This is a genomic window from Pseudomonas fluorescens, from assembly GCF_902497785.1.
Lineage (GTDB): Bacteria > Pseudomonadota > Gammaproteobacteria > Pseudomonadales > Pseudomonadaceae > Aquipseudomonas > Aquipseudomonas fluorescens_BO.
In genome coordinates, this window is sequence record NZ_CABVHK010000016.1 from 131,738 (window position 1) to 149,633 (window position 17,896).

The 17,896-nt window shown below is 61.9% G+C and carries 16 protein-coding genes; 8 read left to right on the plus strand and 8 right to left on the minus strand.

Features of this window, described 5'->3' with window-relative positions; genetic code table 11:
* Positions 1–74 precede the first annotated feature (74 nt).
* From F8N62_RS23210 to dinG, 3 genes are all read right to left on the minus strand, one after another.
* Positions 75–1,220 carry a serine hydrolase domain-containing protein gene (locus F8N62_RS23210; protein WP_150712868.1) on the minus strand — a complete coding sequence of 382 codons (1,146 nt, stop codon included), beginning with the start codon at positions 1,218–1,220 and terminating at the stop codon, positions 75–77.
* Positions 1,221–1,467: 247 nt separating this feature from the next.
* Entirely contained in the window at positions 1,468–3,888 is a 2,421-nt protein-coding gene (locus F8N62_RS23215) for a beta-galactosidase (protein ID WP_150712869.1), read from the minus strand.
* Positions 3,889–3,984: 96 nt separating this feature from the next.
* Positions 3,985–6,129 (minus strand): ATP-dependent DNA helicase DinG, encoded by a 2,145-nt coding sequence (gene dinG, locus F8N62_RS23220; RefSeq protein WP_150712870.1) that lies wholly within the window; start codon positions 6,127–6,129, stop codon positions 3,985–3,987.
* A 99-nt stretch (positions 6,130–6,228) separates the two neighbouring features.
* On the opposite strand from dinG, the gene F8N62_RS23225 reads away from it, so the two are divergent.
* A complete protein-coding gene (locus tag F8N62_RS23225; RefSeq protein ID WP_150712871.1) occupies positions 6,229–6,693 on the plus strand; it encodes a CopD family protein in 465 nt (154 codons plus the stop codon).
* A gap of 185 nt (positions 6,694–6,878) precedes the next feature.
* Here the strand turns inward: F8N62_RS23225 and F8N62_RS23230 are convergent, their stop codons facing one another.
* From F8N62_RS23230 to F8N62_RS23245, 4 genes are all read right to left on the minus strand, one after another.
* On the minus strand, positions 6,879–7,637 hold the full coding sequence (locus tag F8N62_RS23230; RefSeq protein ID WP_150712872.1) for a collagen-like protein: 759 nt from the start codon (positions 7,635–7,637) through the stop codon (positions 6,879–6,881).
* Positions 7,630–7,908 (minus strand): DUF1145 domain-containing protein, encoded by a 279-nt coding sequence (locus tag F8N62_RS23235; RefSeq protein ID WP_150712873.1) that lies wholly within the window; start codon positions 7,906–7,908, stop codon positions 7,630–7,632. The genes F8N62_RS23230 and F8N62_RS23235 overlap by 8 nt, the downstream gene beginning before the upstream one ends.
* A gap of 148 nt (positions 7,909–8,056) precedes the next feature.
* Positions 8,057–8,776, minus strand: a complete 720-nt coding sequence (locus F8N62_RS23240; RefSeq protein ID WP_150712874.1) for an OmpA family protein — start codon at positions 8,774–8,776, stop codon at positions 8,057–8,059.
* Between the two features lie 89 nt (positions 8,777–8,865).
* Positions 8,866–9,561: an OmpA family protein gene (locus tag F8N62_RS23245; RefSeq protein ID WP_150712875.1), complete on the minus strand. Its 696-nt coding sequence runs from the start codon at positions 9,559–9,561 to the stop codon at positions 8,866–8,868.
* Positions 9,562–9,751: 190 nt separating this feature from the next.
* Here F8N62_RS23245 and F8N62_RS23250 point away from each other — a divergent pair, with 190 nt between their 5' ends.
* The 4 genes from F8N62_RS23250 (at position 9,752) to F8N62_RS23265 (ending at position 11,565) form a co-directional block, all read left to right on the plus strand.
* Positions 9,752–10,249 carry a DUF6231 family protein gene (locus tag F8N62_RS23250; protein WP_150712876.1) on the plus strand — a complete coding sequence of 166 codons (498 nt, stop codon included), beginning with the start codon at positions 9,752–9,754 and terminating at the stop codon, positions 10,247–10,249.
* 4 nt (positions 10,250–10,253) lie between these two features.
* Complete coding sequence (locus F8N62_RS23255; protein ID WP_150712877.1) at positions 10,254–10,730, plus strand: YchJ family protein; 477 nt, start codon at positions 10,254–10,256, stop codon at positions 10,728–10,730.
* A gap of 134 nt (positions 10,731–10,864) precedes the next feature.
* Complete coding sequence (locus tag F8N62_RS23260; protein WP_150712878.1) at positions 10,865–11,359, plus strand: LEA type 2 family protein; 495 nt, start codon at positions 10,865–10,867, stop codon at positions 11,357–11,359.
* Positions 11,356–11,565: an SEC-C metal-binding domain-containing protein gene (locus F8N62_RS23265; RefSeq protein ID WP_007906737.1), complete on the plus strand. Its 210-nt coding sequence runs from the start codon at positions 11,356–11,358 to the stop codon at positions 11,563–11,565. The genes F8N62_RS23260 and F8N62_RS23265 overlap by 4 nt, the downstream gene beginning before the upstream one ends.
* Positions 11,566–11,687: 122 nt before the next feature.
* Here F8N62_RS23265 and F8N62_RS23270 read toward each other — a convergent pair whose 3' ends face one another.
* Entirely contained in the window at positions 11,688–12,239 is a 552-nt protein-coding gene (locus F8N62_RS23270) for a cysteine hydrolase family protein (protein WP_150712902.1), read from the minus strand.
* A 259-nt stretch (positions 12,240–12,498) separates the two neighbouring features.
* On the opposite strand from F8N62_RS23270, the gene F8N62_RS23275 reads away from it, so the two are divergent.
* From F8N62_RS23275 to F8N62_RS23285, 3 genes are all read left to right on the plus strand, one after another.
* Entirely contained in the window at positions 12,499–14,949 is a 2,451-nt protein-coding gene (locus tag F8N62_RS23275) for a penicillin acylase family protein (protein ID WP_150712879.1), read from the plus strand.
* Between the two features lie 154 nt (positions 14,950–15,103).
* Complete coding sequence (locus F8N62_RS23280) at positions 15,104–16,138, plus strand: ligase-associated DNA damage response exonuclease (protein ID WP_150712880.1); 1,035 nt, start codon at positions 15,104–15,106, stop codon at positions 16,136–16,138.
* Positions 16,135–17,823 (plus strand): ATP-dependent DNA ligase, encoded by a 1,689-nt coding sequence (locus F8N62_RS23285; protein ID WP_150712881.1) that lies wholly within the window; start codon positions 16,135–16,137, stop codon positions 17,821–17,823. Before F8N62_RS23280 ends, F8N62_RS23285 begins: the two co-directional genes overlap by 4 nt.
* Positions 17,824–17,896 lie beyond the last annotated feature (73 nt).

Here is a 17,896-nt window from a genome sequence, read left to right on the forward strand (position 1 = left end):
GCGGGACCGGATAAACAGACGCTTGGAAAACATAAAGGCCTTTGGGTTCCGGCCCTGGAACCCTTGAGCGCGTTTTACAGACAAGTGGCCAGTACCCGCGCAAGCTTTTGCGCGCGCGGATCCATCAAGACGTAAGGCCCCAGGGTATTTGTCACAAAACCGAAGGCGACATCGTGTTCCGGGTCAGCAAAACCGATGGAACCGCCGGCGCCCGGATGGCCGAACGCCCGTGAGCCGAGGCCGTAGGTGGCGTTGGGAACGTCCGGTTGATCGAGCATGCAACCCAGGCCGAAACGGGTCCGGGTCAGTAAAGTCTTGTCTTCGCCGAGGCTGTGTTCGCGGGTCAGCTCGTCGAGCAGTTCGCCTTCCAGCAAGCTGCCGTCGAGCAGACCGGCGTAGAACCCGGCCAGGCTGCGGGCGTTGCCGTGGCCGTTGGCCGCCGGTTGTTGCATGCGCCGCCACTCGGGTTTGTTGGTGCTGGTCAGGACCGACGGCGGATTGGTGAACGCGCGCGTGGTCATGGCCGTCGGTTCGCGCATCGTCACTTGCAGCAGGCGCTGGGCCGCAGCATCGCCGGCGTTGCCCTTGCCACGGGCGATGTGCGCCACGCGATGGAATTCTTCATCCGCGAGCCCGACATGGAAATCCAGGCCCAACGGTTTGGCAACACGAGCGACGATCGACTCGCCGGGCCCACGCCCGTCAGCACGCCGCAGCAACTCGCCGACCAGCCAGCCATAGGTAATCGCGGCATAGCCGTGACCGGTCCCCGGGGTCCACCACGGCGACTCCGCCGCCAGTGCGTCGACCATGGTGTGCCAGTCGTAGAGCGCTTCCGGGGCTAGCAACTCTCGCAGCGCCGGCAGACCGGCCTGATGGCAGAGCAACTGACGCAGGGTCACGGTCTCTTTGCCGGCGGCAGCGAATTCAGGCCAGTAGCGGGCAACCGGGGCGTCCAGTTGCAGCTTGCCTTCGGCGACCAGTTGCAGGGCGGTGACGGCGGTGAAGGTTTTGGTGCAGGAAAACAGGTTGGCGATAGTGTCGCTGTGCCACGGCTCAAGACCGTCCTTGTCGGCGGTGCCGGACCAGAGGTCGACCACGGTTTCGCCGCCGATCTGAATGCACAACGCTGCGCCACGTTCCTGGGAATCGTCGAACAACGCAGCGAATGCCTCACGCACCGCTTCGAACTTGAGCTCGTAATGACCCTGAATCTGCACCCGCTGTTTCCTCGGATAAACGTTTTACAAAGTGGCCGGCATTGTTCCAGCCATTGATGGTTTTGGGAACAGGGTTGGGCTGGGCGGTCGAATCGACCATGGTGATTAGAGTTTTATATTGCCTGTCAGGCCGTCATCGCGGGCAAGCCCGCTCCCACAGGATCGGGGCTGCCTTCTTGATTGGCGGATAACCGATAACCTGTGGGAGCTGGCTTGCCAGCGATGAACGATGACGCGGACTCAGCGCCTAGTGACCTTTCCCGGAATGCCCACCCGAGCTTCCAGCGCCCTGCCCCGCACCTTTGCCGCCGTCGGCCTTCCTGCCACCCTGGGCATCGTGACTGGCTTTTTCCCCTTCAGCCTTGGCCTTCTCGGCTTCTTTGCTCAACTGATCGACGGTCGCCAGGTTGCTCTTGCGCACACTGTCGACAAAGCCTTGAAACGGCAGATCGGTAATGCCTACCAACCCGAAATGCCCGTTCTCCCCATCCAGCAGACGTCCGGTCACCGGTTGATCGAGGTACTGGAACCAGTGCACACCCACAATCGACGGCTCGCTGAGCGCCTGTTTGAGGAAGTTGGCGTACGCCGGTCCCCGGTCTTCTTCTTTCGCGAGTTGTGTCACGCCGCCCCAGAACGGGCCGCGATCGGCCGAGCCGAAGTTGAATTCGCTGATCAGCACCGGTTTGTCGAGGCTGCGCAGCCTGGCGAAGTCGTAGCCATCCTGCGGTTGCAGCGTGTACATGTTGAAACTCAACACGTCGCAATACTGGGCGCACGATTCCACGGCTTCCGGGGTGCTGATAGCGAAGCGACCGCCCAGCAACAGCTGATTCGGCGCATGCCACTTGAGCGAGTCGGAAATGGTTTTGAAGTATGTGTCGGCAAACACTTTCTGGAAGTATTTGAAGTCGGCCTCGATTTCCGGGTGTTCGGCGCTCGGCAGCGGTGGCACGAAGCCCGGGTCTTCCATCAATTCCCAGGCTGGCAGGTCGATGCCCCAGGCTTTGGACAGGCCCGCCTGGTTGCGGTATTTGTCTCGCAGCTGCTTGAGGAACGCGCGTTTGGCCGGCACGTCGGTGGTCATCTTCAACGTGCCGTAGGCCAGCGCGTAACGGGCTTTCGGATCATCGCCGGGGCCGGCCCAGGCCAATTCGTTATCGGCGAAGTAGCCGATCAGCCACGGATCGTCGCGGTGATCACGGGCGGCGATGGCCACGGCACGCTCGGTGGCCATGGCGAAACGCGGGTCGAACGGGTCAGGCATGCCACCCCACCAGTCGGTGCCGGTGCTGATGCTGGCGTAATCGCCGACAATCGACAGCGGCAAGGTGTAAGGCACGCGATCAGCGTTAGCCAGCGCCGGGGCGCTCCAGTTGCCGACCGTGTTGAAACCCCAGGCTTGCAGACGATCCAGGGTGTGGCTCGCCCAGCGCTGTTGATCAACCACCGCGGTGCAAGGCTCGGCGGGTTTCTGCTCAACCGCCTCCGGGACCGGGGCTTGCTCCGCGCCCGCCTTGGCCGCTTCGGCGACACCGGCCTTGGTCTCGCTGCCCACGCCACAAGGAGCGCCATACAGACGCTGCAAGTTCGCGCCATAAAAGTCATACCAGCGACCGGCGTTGTAGCCCCGGCCCTGATCAACGCCATTGCCCCCCCGGTTGTCGCCTTCGCCAAAGTGGCTGGCCAGCGGCTCATCGGGTTTTGGCAGCGATTCGAACATCCACTCGCGACCGGCGATGTACGTCTGGTTGACGTCCGGCGTGACGGTGCTGACCCCCAGTGAATAGAACGGATGGCCTTCTGGCGTCACCAGATACCAGCGACCATCACGTTTCTCGGTGCGGAAAAAACCGCTGGCCTTGAACGCCGGGCCTTTGTTCCAGCCACCAAACTTGTCCAGCGATGACTTCTCGCGCTCGGCCAGCCAGGTTTTGGTTTGTTGTTGTTCCTTGGTCGCGGCGCTTTTTAATTGCTCATCGCTGCTGACCTTTTCCGGCCATTTGCTTCGGGTCGATTGACCGTAAGCGTCCACCAATGCGCCGTAAACGGTTTGAGTGACCGTATCGCCGTCCTGCACGCCGAAGCGCTCAAGCAGAATGCTCTGGGCCACTTTCGGTTGATCCATCGACAAAGTCACCGACACCACCTGGCTGCGATCCAGTTCACCGGCGCTGCTGGCCAGCAGGATGCGTTGGCCATCAACGGTCATCGGCATTGGCGGCCCGGCTTTCATGCCCAGGCTCAGCGGCGAACTCGGTTGCAGCGGCACCAGCAAGGTCTGCGCAGGACCGGCCGGCAGGTCGACGCGACTGGTCAGCGTCTTGCCATCGTTGCTCTGGATTTTCACGTACAGGGTCACGGCCCAGTTCATCGCGCTCTGGATGCGCAGGCTCATCACGCCCGACTGCGACCAGTCCCAGGCACCGGTTTGCGGGGTCAGGCGCAGGGTCGGTTGCGCCACCGGGTTGAACGTCACCCGGCGCAACACTTCACCTTCGGCCGTTTGCTCCGCGTTGGACTGCGGCAGGCTGGCGTCCTGAGTCGCCACCTGGACCACGTCGGCGGGGCGCACAAAGTTGAACAGCGTCTGCTGGCCGGCAGGGGCCGCCAGTAGAGGCGTTGCGAACATCAGGGCAAAAACAGCGGGCAACGAACGGCGAATCATAGGAACGTGGTTCTCCCTAACGACCTTCAAAGGCCAGTGGAAATGCAATAGCTGAAAGGATAGACAGCGCGGTGGGCAAAACGGCCCACCGGTGTATCAGGAAATTTCGCGACGAAATGGCGGTAGCGCATTGAGGATGGCTTTGCCGTAACGCTGGGTAACCAGACGCCGGTCGAGCAAGGTGATGGTGCCTCGGTCCTCTTCGGTTCGCAGCAGGCGACCGCAGGCCTGAACCAGCTTCAGCGAGGCGTCCGGCACCGAGATTTCCATGAATGGATTACCGCCCCGCGCCTCGATCCACTCGGCCAATGCAGCTTCAACCGGATCGTCGGGCACCGAGAACGGGATCTTCGCAATCACCACATGCTCGCAGTACGCGCCGGGCAGGTCGACGCCTTCGGCAAAACTCGCCAGGCCAAACAGCACGCTGGAATCCCCGCCATCGACCCGCGCCTTGTGCTTGTTCAGGGTTTCCTGTTTCGACAGGTTGCCCTGAATGAACACCTGCTTGCGCCAATCGCGGTCGAGGCCGTCGAACACGTCCTGCATCTGCTTGCGCGATGAGAACAAAACCAGAGTGCCGCGTGAACCTTCGACCAATTGCGGCAGATCCCGAATGATCGCGGCAGTGTGGGCCGGCGCGTCCCGAGGGTCGGCTTTCAGGTCCGGCACTCGCAGCACACCAGCATCGGCGTGATGGAAGGGGCTTGGGACCACGGCGGTCACGGCTTTTTTCGGCAGACCGGCGCGCATGCGGAAGCGGTCGAAAGTGCCGAGTGCGGTCAGCGTCGCGGAAGTCACCAGCGCGCCGTACGCCACGTTCCACAGGTTGCGCCGGAGCATTTCCGCCGCGAGGATCGGGCTGGCGTTGACCTCGATGTCGAACAGCGAACCGCTTTCCGCCAAGGTCAGCCAGCGCGCCATCGGCGGATTGTCTTCCGGGTCTTCAGCGGTGAACGCGACCCACAATTCCCAATTGCCCGAAGAACGCGACAACAGGCTGCCGAACAGTGGATACCACTCTTCGGCCTGGTTGCTGGCGATGCCGATGTTGACCTCGCCGTCCATGCCTTCCTTGAGCAGTTCGGTGAGCCGGGTGAACAGGTCGGTGAGACGGGCAAAGGCTTTCTTCAGCTCGATGCCCATTTCGCGCATGTGCTCGGGAATCACCCCGCCGACGAAGCGGTGACGCGGCCGCTCGCGGCCTTCGACGTCTTCGCCGGGTTTGAAATCAGCGACCTGCTCACAGGCAGTGAACATGAATTGCTGCTGGGTCTTGATCTCGCGGGCCAGTTCCGGCACCTGCTCGAGCAACTTGCCCAGATCCCCCGGCAGCGGGTGCTGGGCGAGTAATTTGGTGAGATTCTTGGCGGTGGCTTCCAGCCAGTCGGCTGTGGAGCGCAGGCGCGTGTAGTGGGCGAAGTGGCCGATGGCCTTGTCCGGCAGGTGGTGGCCTTCGTCGAATACGTAGATGGTGTCGCGCGGGTCCGGCAGCACCGCGCCACCGCCGAGGGCCAGGTCAGCCAGCACCATGTCGTGGTTGGTGACGATCACATCGACCTTGCCCATGCCTTCGCGAGCCTTGTAGAAGGCGCACTGGCCGAAGTTCGGACAATGACGGTTGGTGCACTGGCTGTGATCGGTGGTCAGGCGCGCCCAGTCGGCGTCTTCCAGGGCGGTGGACCAGCTGTCGCGGTCGCCGTCCCATTTATTGCCGGCAAGCTTCTCGATCATGCTGGTGAACAGCTTTTGACTGGCCTCATCGACCTCGATCTTGAAGCCTTCTTCTTCGAACAGCTGCGCCGTGGCGGTTTGCGCATGACCTTCCTGCAGCAGCATGTCGAGCTTGGACAGGCACATGTAGCGCCCGCGGCCCTTGGCCAAGGCGAAACTGAAATTGAGCCCGCTGTTGCGCATCAGGTCGGGCAGATCCTTGTAGACGATCTGCTCTTGCAGCGCCACGGTGGCCGTGGCGATCACCAGGCGTTTGCCGGCGGCTTTCGCGGTCGGGATCGCCGCCAGGCTGTAAGCCACGGTTTTGCCGGTACCGGTGCCGGCTTCCACCGCGACAATCGCGGGGTCGCCACTGCGCCGGCCTTCGTCGTCGGTGTCGATGTCACCGAGGACCTTGGCAATTTCAGCGATCATCAGGCGTTGGCCGTACCGCGGCTTGAGGCTCTTGGCTTCGAGAAAACGCGAGTAGGCGCCCTGGATCGTGGTTTTGAGTTCTGTGCTGATCATGGATTGTCGGGCGCTAAAAACGCTGGATAAATTTTCAGTGGTTCGGTTCGGCGGCTATCATACCCCGCTAATTAATCCCGCGCAGAACGGAGTACCTCAATGACACCTTTTGGCATCGTTTACACCCTGCATGTGCTGTCCGCCCTGGTCTGGGTCGGCGGCATGTTTTTCGCGTGGATGGTTTTGCGCCCTGCTGCAATGAAGGCATTGGAAGGTCCCGCCCGATTGAAGCTGTGGGTGGAAGTGTTTCAAGGTTTCTTTCGCTGGGTCTGGGTCGCGGTGGTGCTGTTGCCGATCAGCGGGGTCGGCATGATCCATCTGCAATACACCGGTTTCGAAACGGCGCCGCGTTACGTGCAGGTGATGATGGGGTTGTATGTGGTGATGACGGCGCTGTTCATCAGGATTCAGGCGTTGCTGTTGCCGGAATTGCGCACGGCGGTAGAGGCGCAGGATTGGCCGACGGGGGCTGCGGTGCTGGGGAAGATTCGCAAATTGGTGGGGATAAATCTGCTTGTCGGGTTGGTATTAGTAGCAATCGCCTCGGCCCGACCGATGTTCTAAGGCAAACAAATCAACTGTGGCGAGGGAGCTTTGTGGCGAGGGGATTTATCCCCGTTCGGCTGCGAAGCAGTCGTAAAAGTCTGGTACTGCGGATAGGATTGGGGCCGCTTCGCAGCCCAACGGGGATAAATCCCCTCACCACAGTTCCCCCCAAGCACCATCACCACAGGCGTTCTCGGTGGTTTTTACAACCGCTGCACCGTCACCGACCCCGCCGCACCCGCTGCCCCTGGCTGACCGTCAGCGCCCGGTTTGCCGCTCTTGCCGCCATCGGCCTTGTAAACGATGCAACCCTTGGCTTTGCCACCTGCCCCCGGCTTGCCGCCCGGGCCCTCCAGGCCGCCGGCACCGCCAGCCACCTGAACCTGAATCTGCTCCACCGGATAACTCTGCGGCACTGCCAGCCTGACCAGTGCACCCGGCGCACCCGGTTGGCCGTCGCTGCCATTGCTGCCATCGGCTCCGCGACCGGCCTGGCCCCAGGTGCAACCCGGGGCCTGACCGTTGGCGCCGTCGAGACCGACAAAACCCGGCGCCCCGGCGCCACCGCGTGCGTCGACCATCAACTGCGGCGCATTCAGTGCCTTGATCTGCACATTCAGATTGCGCCCCGAACGTGCCGCCTTCAGATAAGTGCCCGGCGCACCGCGCGCGGTAATCTGGCTGCCTTCGGACAAATCGGCCCGATCGACCTTCAGCTCCAGCGCCGTCTCGCCGGGCACGATGGCGATCCGCGCATCACGGCCCAGATGCAGCTCGCCGACGCTGACTTCGGTCACGTTCGAGGGGATCAGCAGCGTGCCGTAATCGGCCACTTCCAGGCGTTCCAGCTGCAAGGTGCTGGTGGTGTTGGGCAAGCGCATCAGCGAATTGGTTTCCACGCTCACCACTTGGGCGCAGGCGAGCGGGCTGACGAGTGCGGCGAGCAGACAGAGTTTACGCATGGGAAGCCTTCGGTACGGCAGGAGCCGGAATGGTTTGCAGGTGGAAAACACCAAAGAAGATGATCTTCAGGCGATCACTCCAAGGGTGGGCGCGCCCTCTGAGGCTGCGAAAACACAACAGCGCCTCGAGCACGTGAAGGACTGCCAGCGCAGCGCCGGCCGCGTTGACTAACAGGTGCAGCGGATGAACAAACGGGATCAGCAGATTGACCGCTACCACCAGCCAGAACAGCAGGGTCAACAGCTTCCCCAGCCCCCAGATCACCTTCATACGCTCCCCCGTTGCGAATTATTCTTTGCGCGCACAGTAACGGCTTCCACGCGGGATAAGCCAGAGGGCAACGGAAAATTCTTCATGAAGGCCGTCGAATGGCCGTCGGTGCAACGCCTATCGTTGCCCGACGGCTCTATCGCGCGGTTCAGCGATTGATGTGCAATTCCACGCGACGGTTTTTCGCGCGTCCTTCGTCCGTTTCGTTATCCGCCACCGGCTCACGTTCACCGCGACCTTCACTGGTCAGTTTGTCAGGTGCCAGGCCCATGCCCAGCAGATAAGCCGCCACGCTGCTGGCGCGTCGTTCCGAGAGCTTCTGGTTGTAGGCATCCGAACCCACGCTATCGGTATGACCGATCACTTTGATGCTCGTCACATCCGCGCCTTGCAATTTGGGCACGAACGTATCCAGCTCACTTTGCGCCGATGGCGTCAGGTCGGACTGGTTGAACGCGAACAAAACGTCGTTCGCATCGCTCAGGGTGATGACTTCCGGTTGCGCAGGTTCAGCCGGTTTCACACTGGCCGGGTACTGCGGCAGCGGACATCCGTGATGTTCGACCGGGGTATTGGCGGGTGTGTCGGGGCAGCGATCACGTCGGTCGAACACGCCATCGTCGTCTTCGTCGCCGTCCTGGGCATAACAGATCAAGCCGCCGGTCAGGATACCGAGCGCCGCTCCGCCAGCCGCCCAGCCGCCACTCTGCAGCGCGCCCAAGCCACCGCCAACCAGCCCGCCGATCACGCTGCAGACCGGCCAGGTACGTTGATTGAGGGGGGCGGTGCCATCGCTGTGAGTCGCGCAACCGGTCAACAGACTGCCAAACAGCAGAACCGGCAAGACGGTCCTTGAGAGAACACTCATGGTGAAAGCTCCTGTGTTACCGGCCGATGCCGGTCACACAGGAGTAAAGACGTGCATCCGCGACTGCACAAGCCGCGGATGCAAGGGGCTCAACGGTTGATTTTGATTTCCGTGCGACGGTTCGACGCGCGGCCGTCCGCGGTTGAGTTATCGGCCACCGGCTGGCTCTCACCGGCACCGGCCACAGACACGAAGCTGCTGCGCGGTACGCCTTGGGAAATCAGGTACTCAACCACCGAGTGTGCCCGGCGATCAGACAGTTTTTTGTTGTAGGCATCGCTGCCCACGCTGTCGGTGTGACCGGTCACAGTCAACTGAGCGGTGGCAGCCTCCTGTTTCAGGCGCGTGGCGATGGTGTTGAGGACATCTTTGTCGGAAGGGGTCAGTGTGGCTTTGTCGAACTGGAAGTGAACATCGCGGATCACAATGGTTTCTTCCTTGACCACTACCGCCTCTTCAACCACTGGCGCTGGGACAGGTGGCGGGCAACCATCGGCATCGACCTGCACGCCTCTAGGCGTACCCGGGCACTTGTCGCGGCTGTCCGGCACGCCATCGCCGTCTTCGTCACCATCACCGTGAACCCAGCAATAGGCAGCGGCCGTACCGCCAACCAGCAGCGCGCCATACCCCGCCCATGCCGCACTCTCGGTTGCACCGAGACCCGCACCCACGACACCACCGACCGCCGCACAGGTCGGCCAGTCGGTTTTCTGCAAACCTGCGCAACCAGTCAACACACTGGTTAGCAGAACCAAGGGTAATGCTGTCCGGACTATGCTCATCTAGTTTTCTCCTGAAGGATCGGCTTAGAACCGATTCAGGGAGTAAAGACCCGAGTTTTAATCTCCGCCAGCAATAGGCCATTGCTGTTTTCGTCCCGTGTTCACGGGGGATCGGCACTTTTGCCGCTAAGCCGCTCTATATCTGGGCCTTGGAGCAGGCTAGTCTTGGCGCTCTGATTGAGGATCTTCGATGATTGCAGGTATTTCTTCGCGCACGCCCCAGCAGGCACTGGCCGCTTTGCTGGATCGATATGCCCCGCCGCGCCTGTTGCTGATCGGCGCCAGTGAGTTTCCCGCGCTTGAAGCGTTCAGGCTGGCACACCCCGACACCTGCGTAGCCTATGCGGCGCCCGGGCCGTTGCCTGCCGAGCTGGCGGCGCAAAGGTTCGATCTGGCGCTGGTGGTCGACTGCCTCGAACATTTGCCCAAACGTGACGGTCTGAATTTGCTCGGCGGGATTCGCAACCTCAATGCCAGTCGCATTGCGGTGCTGGCGGACCTGCCGGCCAGCGGCTGGCAGGAGACCGACTTTTTCTCCCTGGCCCTGCAAGCCAGCGAACGCTTTCAGCGCGACGATCAGGTACTGACACTGTTTACCTACGACCTGCTTGACTACAAACAAGTCCCCGACTGGCTCAACTCGCGGTTTTGGGCCAATCCGGAAAATTTCGGGAAATATTGGTGGTAACGCAATGAGTACATCCATTTGCCCCTGCGGCAGCGGCACCCTGCTCGATGCCTGCTGCGGCCATTACCATGCCGGACACCCGGCGCCCTGTGCCGAGGCGCTGATGCGCTCGCGCTACAGCGCCTACGTGTTGGGCCTGATCGATTATCTGGTTGCGACCACTCTGCCCGCGCAACAGGCGGGCCTGAATCGGCAGTCCATCAGCGACTGGAGCGCGCAGAGCACCTGGCTAGGCCTTGAGGTGGAAAGCTCCGAGGTTTTCGGCGGTCAACCGGAACACGCTTTCGTGACTTTCACCGCGCGTTGGCACGACGGCAGCGGTGAGCACAGTCACCGCGAGCGTTCCTCCTTTGTGCAGAACGCCGGCCACTGGTATTTCATCGACCCGACCGTGTCACTCAAGGCCGGACGCAACGATGCCTGCCCGTGCGCCAGCGGGCAGAAGTTCAAGAAGTGTTGCGCGGGGTATTTCGGCGCGTGAGGTGACGTAAAAGATCGTAGCCTGCGGCAGCTCCTACATTGGAATGGCGTACACCTGTAGGAGCTGCCGAAGGCTCGGGCCGCGGTCGGACGATCTTTTGGGGCTAGACTGGTGCTCAAGGGAGAAACTTCACCATGATCACCCGTCGGCTCGCACTGCACCTGCTCACCCTGCTCCTGTTCCTCGGGCTCGGCGGCTGTGCGTCCTGGTTCAACGGCGACGCAGCCGAACCGCAAGTGCATCTGGTCAAGGTCGAAGTCGTCCAGGCCAAACTGATGCAGCAACGCTTCCTGCTGTACTTTCGCGTCGACAACCCCAACGACAGTGACCTGACCGTGCGCGGCATCGAATACCGCATTCACGTCGGCGACATACTGCTGACCGAAGGCGAGCACGAACACTGGTTCACGGTCAGCCCCAGACACAGCGCGTACTTCAAAGTGCCGATCCGCACCAACCTGTGGCCCAAGGTGCGGGACTTGGTGAAATTGCTGAAAAAACCCGATCAACCCGTCCCCTATCGTCTGGAAGGTGAGCTGGAAACCGGTTTATTCATCGCGCACTACGTGCACCTGGCGCGTAATGGCGTGATAATCCCCGCCGATTTAATTCCGGAGCACACCCGATGACCCAGCAACCTCACGTCCATGGCCCTGACTGCAACCACGATCATGACCATCACGACCACCATGATCACGACCATGGCCATGTCCACGGCCCGAACTGCGGCCACGCGCACCAGGAACCGGTGCGCAACGCCCTGAAAGACGTCGGCCGCAACGACCCTTGCCCGTGTGGCAACGGCAAGAAATTCAAGAAGTGCCACGGCGCTTGATGCTTCGGGCGAAAAAACGCTTCGCCTGTTGAATAGCCATCGCGAGCAAGCTCACTCCCACATTTGCACCGCGTTTCCCTGTGGGAGCGAGCCTGCTCGCGAAGAGGCCTTCGAAGTCACCTTTAAGTCAGGATCTGCACGGTGCTCACGACCGTCGCATATTCCCCCTGCAGATTCCCCAGCGACATCGCATGCACCTCTTCGGCCGAGTGCGCATTCCCAAAGTAATCAGCCTTGTCGAAGGTAAAGCACGCATCCTCCACCACCCACGCCTCAAACCCCAGATTCCCGGCCGTTCGCGCCGTGGACTCCACCGAGTTGTGAGTCGCTACGCCCACGATGACCAGCTGATCGATCCCCGCCCCACGCAAACCCGCCTCCAGCCCCGTCCCACAGAACGCATCCGGCACCTGTTTCTGAATCAACTGCTCGCCGGCCAGTGGCTGAAACCGTTCTTGAAACTCCACGCCCGATTGTTCCGGCCAGAACACCGAATCCGCCGAGCGCGACAAGTGCGGCACATGAATCACAGGTCGCCCGGTATCGCGCCAATGCGCCAGCAACGACAGCATGCGCATTTCGGCCTGAGGATTATTTCGCCGGCCGAGCCTGGGTTCCAGGATGCCTTTCTGTTGATCGATGATGATCAGCGCCGCGTTGGTCTTGAGCTCCATGCCGACTTTTCTCATGCAAGGTCATTGGATTTTTCTGCACTTCAGCATTACCTTCTCTTGCAGGCAAGCCATCAAACCCACAGTCAAAAGATCGCAGGCTTCGCCAGCTCCTACATCCCCTGTAGGAGCTGGCGAAGCCTGCGATTTTTCGCGTTCGGCAGACAAATCCTGAAATAACCCCATACCCCGCTTGCGCGCCCTCCTCCTGCTCTCTAACGTAGCGCCTTTATTGCGCCTTTACCCCCGCAGGAGCTTTGCCATGGCCTCGCCAGCCCTTACACATTTTCTTCCCCGGTTCGGCGTTGCCGCAGCAGTGGCCGGTGTTTTGGGCCTGACCGGTTGTCAGACCTGGAACACCCAGGACACCCTCCCGCCCACCGTCGGCGTGCAGCCGCTCAAAGGCCTGGCGCAGAACGTTTCAGTGCGCCGCAATGGCATGGGCATGCCGCTGATCGAAAGCAACAGCTTCCACGACGCCCTGTTCGCCCTCGGTTACGTACACGCCAGCGACCGCATCACGCAAATGGTCACTTTGCGCCTGTTGGCCCAAGGCCGTTTGTCGGAGATGTCCGGTTCGGACCTGCTGGACGCAGACCGCTACATGCGCGCCGTCAACCTGAAGAAAAGCGCCGGCGAGCTGTACAAGGCTTCGTCGCCGCGCCTCAAACGCTTCTTCGAAGTCTACGCCCGCGGCGTCAACGCCTACCTGTTCCGCTACCGCGACAAACTCCCGGCTGACCTCGCCGCCACTGGCTACAAGCCCGAGTACTGGAAACCGGAAGATTCGGCGCTGATTTTCTGCCTGTTGAACTTCAGCCAGTCGGCCAACCTGCCCGAGGAGATTTCCTCGCTGGTGCTGGCCCAGTCGGTAACCACCGACAAACTCCCGTGGCTGACACCCTCCGCCCCCGACGAAAAACTGCCGGTGGCCGAAGCGGAAAAACTGCACGGCATCAAGCTCAATGGCGCCGTCGCAGGGCTTGCCGAAATCAGCAAGGCCACTGGCCAACTGTCCGATCTGAATCTGCTGGGCGCCACGTCATCGAACAATTGGGCGATGGGCGCGCAACGCAGCCGCAGCGGCAAGAGCCTGCTGGCCAGCGATAGCCACGGCCCGCTGGGTGTGCCGTCGCTGTTCAGTTACGTGCAGATCCGCGCGCCGAAATATCAGGCCTCCGGCGTGACCATCGCCGGGTTGCCCATGGTGCTTGGCGGTTTCAACGGCAAAGTGGCGTGGAGCATGACGTCGGTCATGGGCGATAACCAGGACCTGTTCCTGGAGAAAATCAAACGCCAGGGCAACGGACTTTCCTATGAGGTCGGCGGCAAATGGCAGCCGGTGATCGTTCGCAACGAAACCTATTTCGTCAAAGGCCAGCGCTCGATTCGCGAAGCGGTGTACGAAACCCGCCACGGACCGTTGCTCAACAGCGCCCAAGGCACCGCGCTGGCCAACGGTTTGGGCCTGGCGTTGCAGACGCCGAATTTCACTGACGACAAATCACTCGATGCGTTTTTCGACCTGTCACGGGCAAGGACCGTCGAGAAAGCGTCGGACGCCAGCCGGGAGATCCGCGCGATCACTCTGAACCTGGTGTTCGCCGACGCCAGTAACATCGGCTGGCAAGTCACCGGCCGTTACCCGAACCGCCGCGAAGGCGAAGGCCTGCTGCCGTCGCCAGGTTGGGAAGGTCGCTACGACTGGGACGGTTACGCCGACCCGATGCTGCACCCGTACGATCAGGACCCGGCGCAAGGCTGGCTGGGCACCGCCAACCAGCGGGTCATTCCCCATGGCTACGGCATGCAACTGTCCAACTCCTGGTCGGCGCCGGAACGAGGCGAACGCCTGGCCGAACTGGCCGGTGTCGGCAAACACGACACCCGCAGCCTGATCGCCATGCAATACGATCAGACCACTACCTTCGCGGCCAAACTGAAGAAAATGTTTGCCGCGCCGGGCATGGCCCAGCCGCTCAAGCAGGCAATCGATGCGTTGCCAGTCGCTGATCGCGACAAGGCTCGCGAGGCCTTGGGCCGCCTGATCGCGTTCGACGGCAAACTTGCGGCGACTTCCGCCGACGCAGCGATTTACGAGTTGTTCCTGCAACAAAGCACCCGGCAGATCTTCCTTGACGAACTGGGCCCGGAAAGCAGCCCGGCGTGGAAAGCCTTTATCGCCAACGGCAAGTTGTCCTACGCGGCGCAGGCCGATCACCTGCTGGGCCGTGAAGACAGCCCGTTCTGGGATGACGCGCGCACGCCGCAGAAAGAAGACAAACCGGTAATTCTCGCCCGCAGCCTCGCGGCGGCCATTTCCGCGGGCGACAGTCAGTTGGGCGGCGACCATAAAGCCTGGCAGTGGGGAAAATTGCACCGCTATGAGTGGAAGAATGCCAGCGGCCAGACCGTGCGCGGGCCACTCGCGGCGGGTGGCGATCACACCACGTTGAACACTGCGGCGTTCGCCTGGGGTCAGGACTTCAACACGACGCTGGCGCCCGCCATGCGCTTTATTGTCGACTTCGGCCAGGCCGAACCGCTGATGGGCCAGAACGGCACCGGCCAGTCCGGCAACCCGGCCAGCCCGAATTACCTCGACAGCGTCGATCCGTGGCTCAAGGGGCAATACATGAGCTTGCCGATGCAGCCGCAGAATTTTGACAAGGTGTACGGCAGCAAGCGGTTGACCCTGACACCCGGGAAATAAGATCAAAAGATCGCAGCCTTCGGCAGCTCCTACGGTGGATTCGCGTTTATCCGTAGGAGCTGCCGAAGGCTGCGATCCTTTTGCGCAAAATTGATAGAACTTCCGACCTCGCGCCCACCTCATAGCTAACAAATCCCTCCATTTTGGTAACGACATGGACCTTGTTATCGCGCGTCCCGAAGGTTTGTACTGCCCGGCCGGGGATTTCTATATCGACCCGTGGCGGCCGGTCGAGCGTTCGGTCATCACCCACGCCCACGGCGACCATGCCCGCGGCGGCAACCAGCATTATCTGGCGGCCGCGCCCGGCGAAGGCATTCTGCGCGCGCGACTGGGCCAGGACATCAACCTGCAAACCCTGGCGTACGGCGAACGGCTGTTGCACCACGGCGTCACCCTGAGCTTCCACCCCGCCGGCCATGTGCTCGGCTCCGCCCAGGTGCGTCTGGAATACGGCGGTGAAGTCTGGGTCGCCTCGGGGGATTACAAGATCGAACCCGACGGCACCTGCGCGCCCTTCGAACCGGTGCGCTGCCACACCTTCATCACCGAATCGACCTTCGGCCTGCCAATCTATCGCTGGCAACCCCAGGCGCAGATTTTTGCCGAGATCAATGAGTGGTGGCAGGCCAATGCCGCCGACGACAAAGCCAGCGTGTTGTTCTGCTATTCCTTCGGCAAGGCGCAGCGGATTCTCCACGGCATCGACGCCAGCCTCGGCCCGATTCTGGTGCACGGCGCCGTCGAGCCGTTGAATCGGGTATACCGCGAAGGTGGCATTCGCATACCGCCCACGATCTACGCCGGCGACATCAAAAAAAGCGACCCGCTGATGCGCAAGGCTTTAGTCCTGGCCCCGCCTTCGGCAGGCGGCAGCACGTGGATGCGCCGTTTCGGCGACTACAGCGACGGTTTCGCCAGCGGCTGGATGCGCTTGCGCGGCACGCGGCGCCGGCGTGGTGTGGATCGCGGCTTTGTGCTGTCCGACCATGCCGACTGGCCGGGCTTGCTCTGGGCTATCGAACAGACCGGCGCCGAGCGCGTCATGGTCACCCACGGCTCAATTGCGGTGCTGGTGCGCCATTTGCGCGAACAAGGTCTGGACGCTCAAGGCTTCAGCACCGAGTACGGCGATGATGAGGAAGACATCGCAGCCGTCGAACCTGCAAGCGCCGAGGTGTTGCCATGAAAGCCTTCGCCGAGTTGTATGCCGAGCTCGATGCCACGACGTCGAGCAACGCCAAACTGGCGGCGATGAAAGTCTATTTCGCAAAAGCTGCGCCCGCAGACGCCGCGTGGGCGGTGTACTTTTTGTCCGGCGGGCGCCCTCGTCAGTTGGTGCCCGTGCGTGTCCTGCGTGAACTCGCCGTGGCGGTTTCCGGGCTGTCGCCGTGGTTGTTCGAAGAAAGCTATCAGGCGGTCGGCGACATGGCAGAAACCATTTCGCTGGTGCTGCCCGAAGCACCGCACACGTCTGAGGACGGATTGGCGGTGTGGATCGAGGACAAACTCTTGCCCTTGCGCGGTGAATCCCCGCAAGTGCTTGCCGAAAAACTGCCCGAACTCTGGGCGCAACTGGACCGCCACAGCCTGATGCTGTGCATCAAACTGATCACCGGCAGTTTCCGCGTCGGCGTTTCAAAATTGCTGGTGACCCGCGCTCTGGCGGCGATGGCCCAGCTCGACAGCAAACGCGTGGCCCAGCGCCTGGTGGGTTATACCGACTTGTCCAACCGGCCGAGCGCCGCCAGTTACTTGAAGCTGATCGCCGCTGAATCGTCCGATGAACACGCCCAGCGCGGCGGTCAGCCGTATCCGTTTTTTCTCGCCCATGCGCTGTCGCAACCGGTCGAACAGTTCGAAGCCTTACTCGGGCCGGCCAGTGACTGGCAAGTGGAATGGAAGTGGGACGGCATCCGCGCCCAGGTAGTCAAGCGCGACGGTCGATTGTGGGTCTGGTCGCGCGGTGAAGAACTGGTCACCGAGCGCTTTCCTGAATTCGACAGCCTGGTCCACGGCCTGCCCGACGGCACAGTGATCGACGGGGAAATTGTCGTGTGGAAAACCGCACAACCGGACACCGCAGACGCCTTCGATCCTTCGGCACCATTGGCACCCTCGGTGCAACCGTTCGCCCTGCTGCAGCAGCGCATCGGCCGCAAAACCCTGGGCAAGAAAATCCTCGATGACGTGCCCGTGGTGGTCCTTGCCTACGACTTGCTGGAATGGAACGGCGAAGACTGGCGCAGCCAGCCTCAAGCCAAACGCCGGAGCCAACTGGAGCAGGTCATCGCGCAGTGCAACAACCCGGTGTTACTGCCCTCCCCGGTGCTGACCGGCAATGACTGGTTCGACCTCGCCCGCCAACGCGAAGCGTCCCGCAGCCTCGGTGTCGAAGGCATGATGCTCAAGGCCCGCGATGCCCTGTATGGCGTCGGCCGCACCAAGGACATGGGCGTCTGGTGGAAATGGAAAGTCGACCCGTTCAGCGTCGATGCGGTGTTGATCTACGCGCAACGCGGCCACGGGCGCAGGGCCAGTCTCTACAGCGACTACACCTTCGCCGTATGGGATGGCCCGTCCGACGCCAGCGAGCGCGCGCTGGTGCCGTTCGCCAAGGCGTATTCAGGGCTCACGGACGCCGAAATGCGCCAGGTCGACAGCATCGTGCGCAAGACCACGGTGGAGAAGTTCGGCCCGGTCAGCAGCGTGAAACCGAGCCTGGTGTTTGAGTTGGGCTTTGAGGGGATCGCCCTGTCCAAACGGCACAAGAGCGGGATTGCGGTGCGGTTTCCGCGCATGTTGCGGTGGCGGCAGGACAAGACCGTCGACGAGGCTGACAACCTGGCTACCCTGCAGGATTTACTGGGTTAACCCAATTCTCTCTGTGGGCGAGCCTTTGTGGTGAGGGGATTTGTGGTGAGGGGATTTATCCCCGTTGGGCTGC

Coding starts and splice junctions, on each gene's coding strand:
- F8N62_RS23280 (WP_150712880.1), top strand. CDS start 15,104: ATGGACCTTGTTATCGCGCGTCCCGAAGGTTTGTACTGCCCGGCCGGG.
- F8N62_RS23265 (WP_007906737.1), top strand. CDS start 11,356: ATGACCCAGCAACCTCACGTCCATGGCCCTGACTGCAACCACGATCAT.
- F8N62_RS23240 (WP_150712874.1), bottom strand. CDS start 8,776: ATGAGTGTTCTCTCAAGGACCGTCTTGCCGGTTCTGCTGTTTGGCAGT.
- F8N62_RS23285 (WP_150712881.1), top strand. CDS start 16,135: ATGAAAGCCTTCGCCGAGTTGTATGCCGAGCTCGATGCCACGACGTCG.
- F8N62_RS23250 (WP_150712876.1), top strand. CDS start 9,752: ATGATTGCAGGTATTTCTTCGCGCACGCCCCAGCAGGCACTGGCCGCT.
- F8N62_RS23275 (WP_150712879.1), top strand. CDS start 12,499: ATGGCCTCGCCAGCCCTTACACATTTTCTTCCCCGGTTCGGCGTTGCC.
- F8N62_RS23225 (WP_150712871.1), top strand. CDS start 6,229: ATGACACCTTTTGGCATCGTTTACACCCTGCATGTGCTGTCCGCCCTG.
- dinG (WP_150712870.1), bottom strand. CDS start 6,129: ATGATCAGCACAGAACTCAAAACCACGATCCAGGGCGCCTACTCGCGT.
- F8N62_RS23245 (WP_150712875.1), bottom strand. CDS start 9,561: ATGAGCATAGTCCGGACAGCATTACCCTTGGTTCTGCTAACCAGTGTG.
- F8N62_RS23235 (WP_150712873.1), bottom strand. CDS start 7,908: ATGAAGGTGATCTGGGGGCTGGGGAAGCTGTTGACCCTGCTGTTCTGG.
- F8N62_RS23230 (WP_150712872.1), bottom strand. CDS start 7,637: ATGCGTAAACTCTGTCTGCTCGCCGCACTCGTCAGCCCGCTCGCCTGC.
- F8N62_RS23270 (WP_150712902.1), bottom strand. CDS start 12,239: ATGGAGCTCAAGACCAACGCGGCGCTGATCATCATCGATCAACAGAAA.
- F8N62_RS23255 (WP_150712877.1), top strand. CDS start 10,254: ATGAGTACATCCATTTGCCCCTGCGGCAGCGGCACCCTGCTCGATGCC.
- F8N62_RS23260 (WP_150712878.1), top strand. CDS start 10,865: ATGATCACCCGTCGGCTCGCACTGCACCTGCTCACCCTGCTCCTGTTC.
- F8N62_RS23215 (WP_150712869.1), bottom strand. CDS start 3,888: ATGATTCGCCGTTCGTTGCCCGCTGTTTTTGCCCTGATGTTCGCAACG.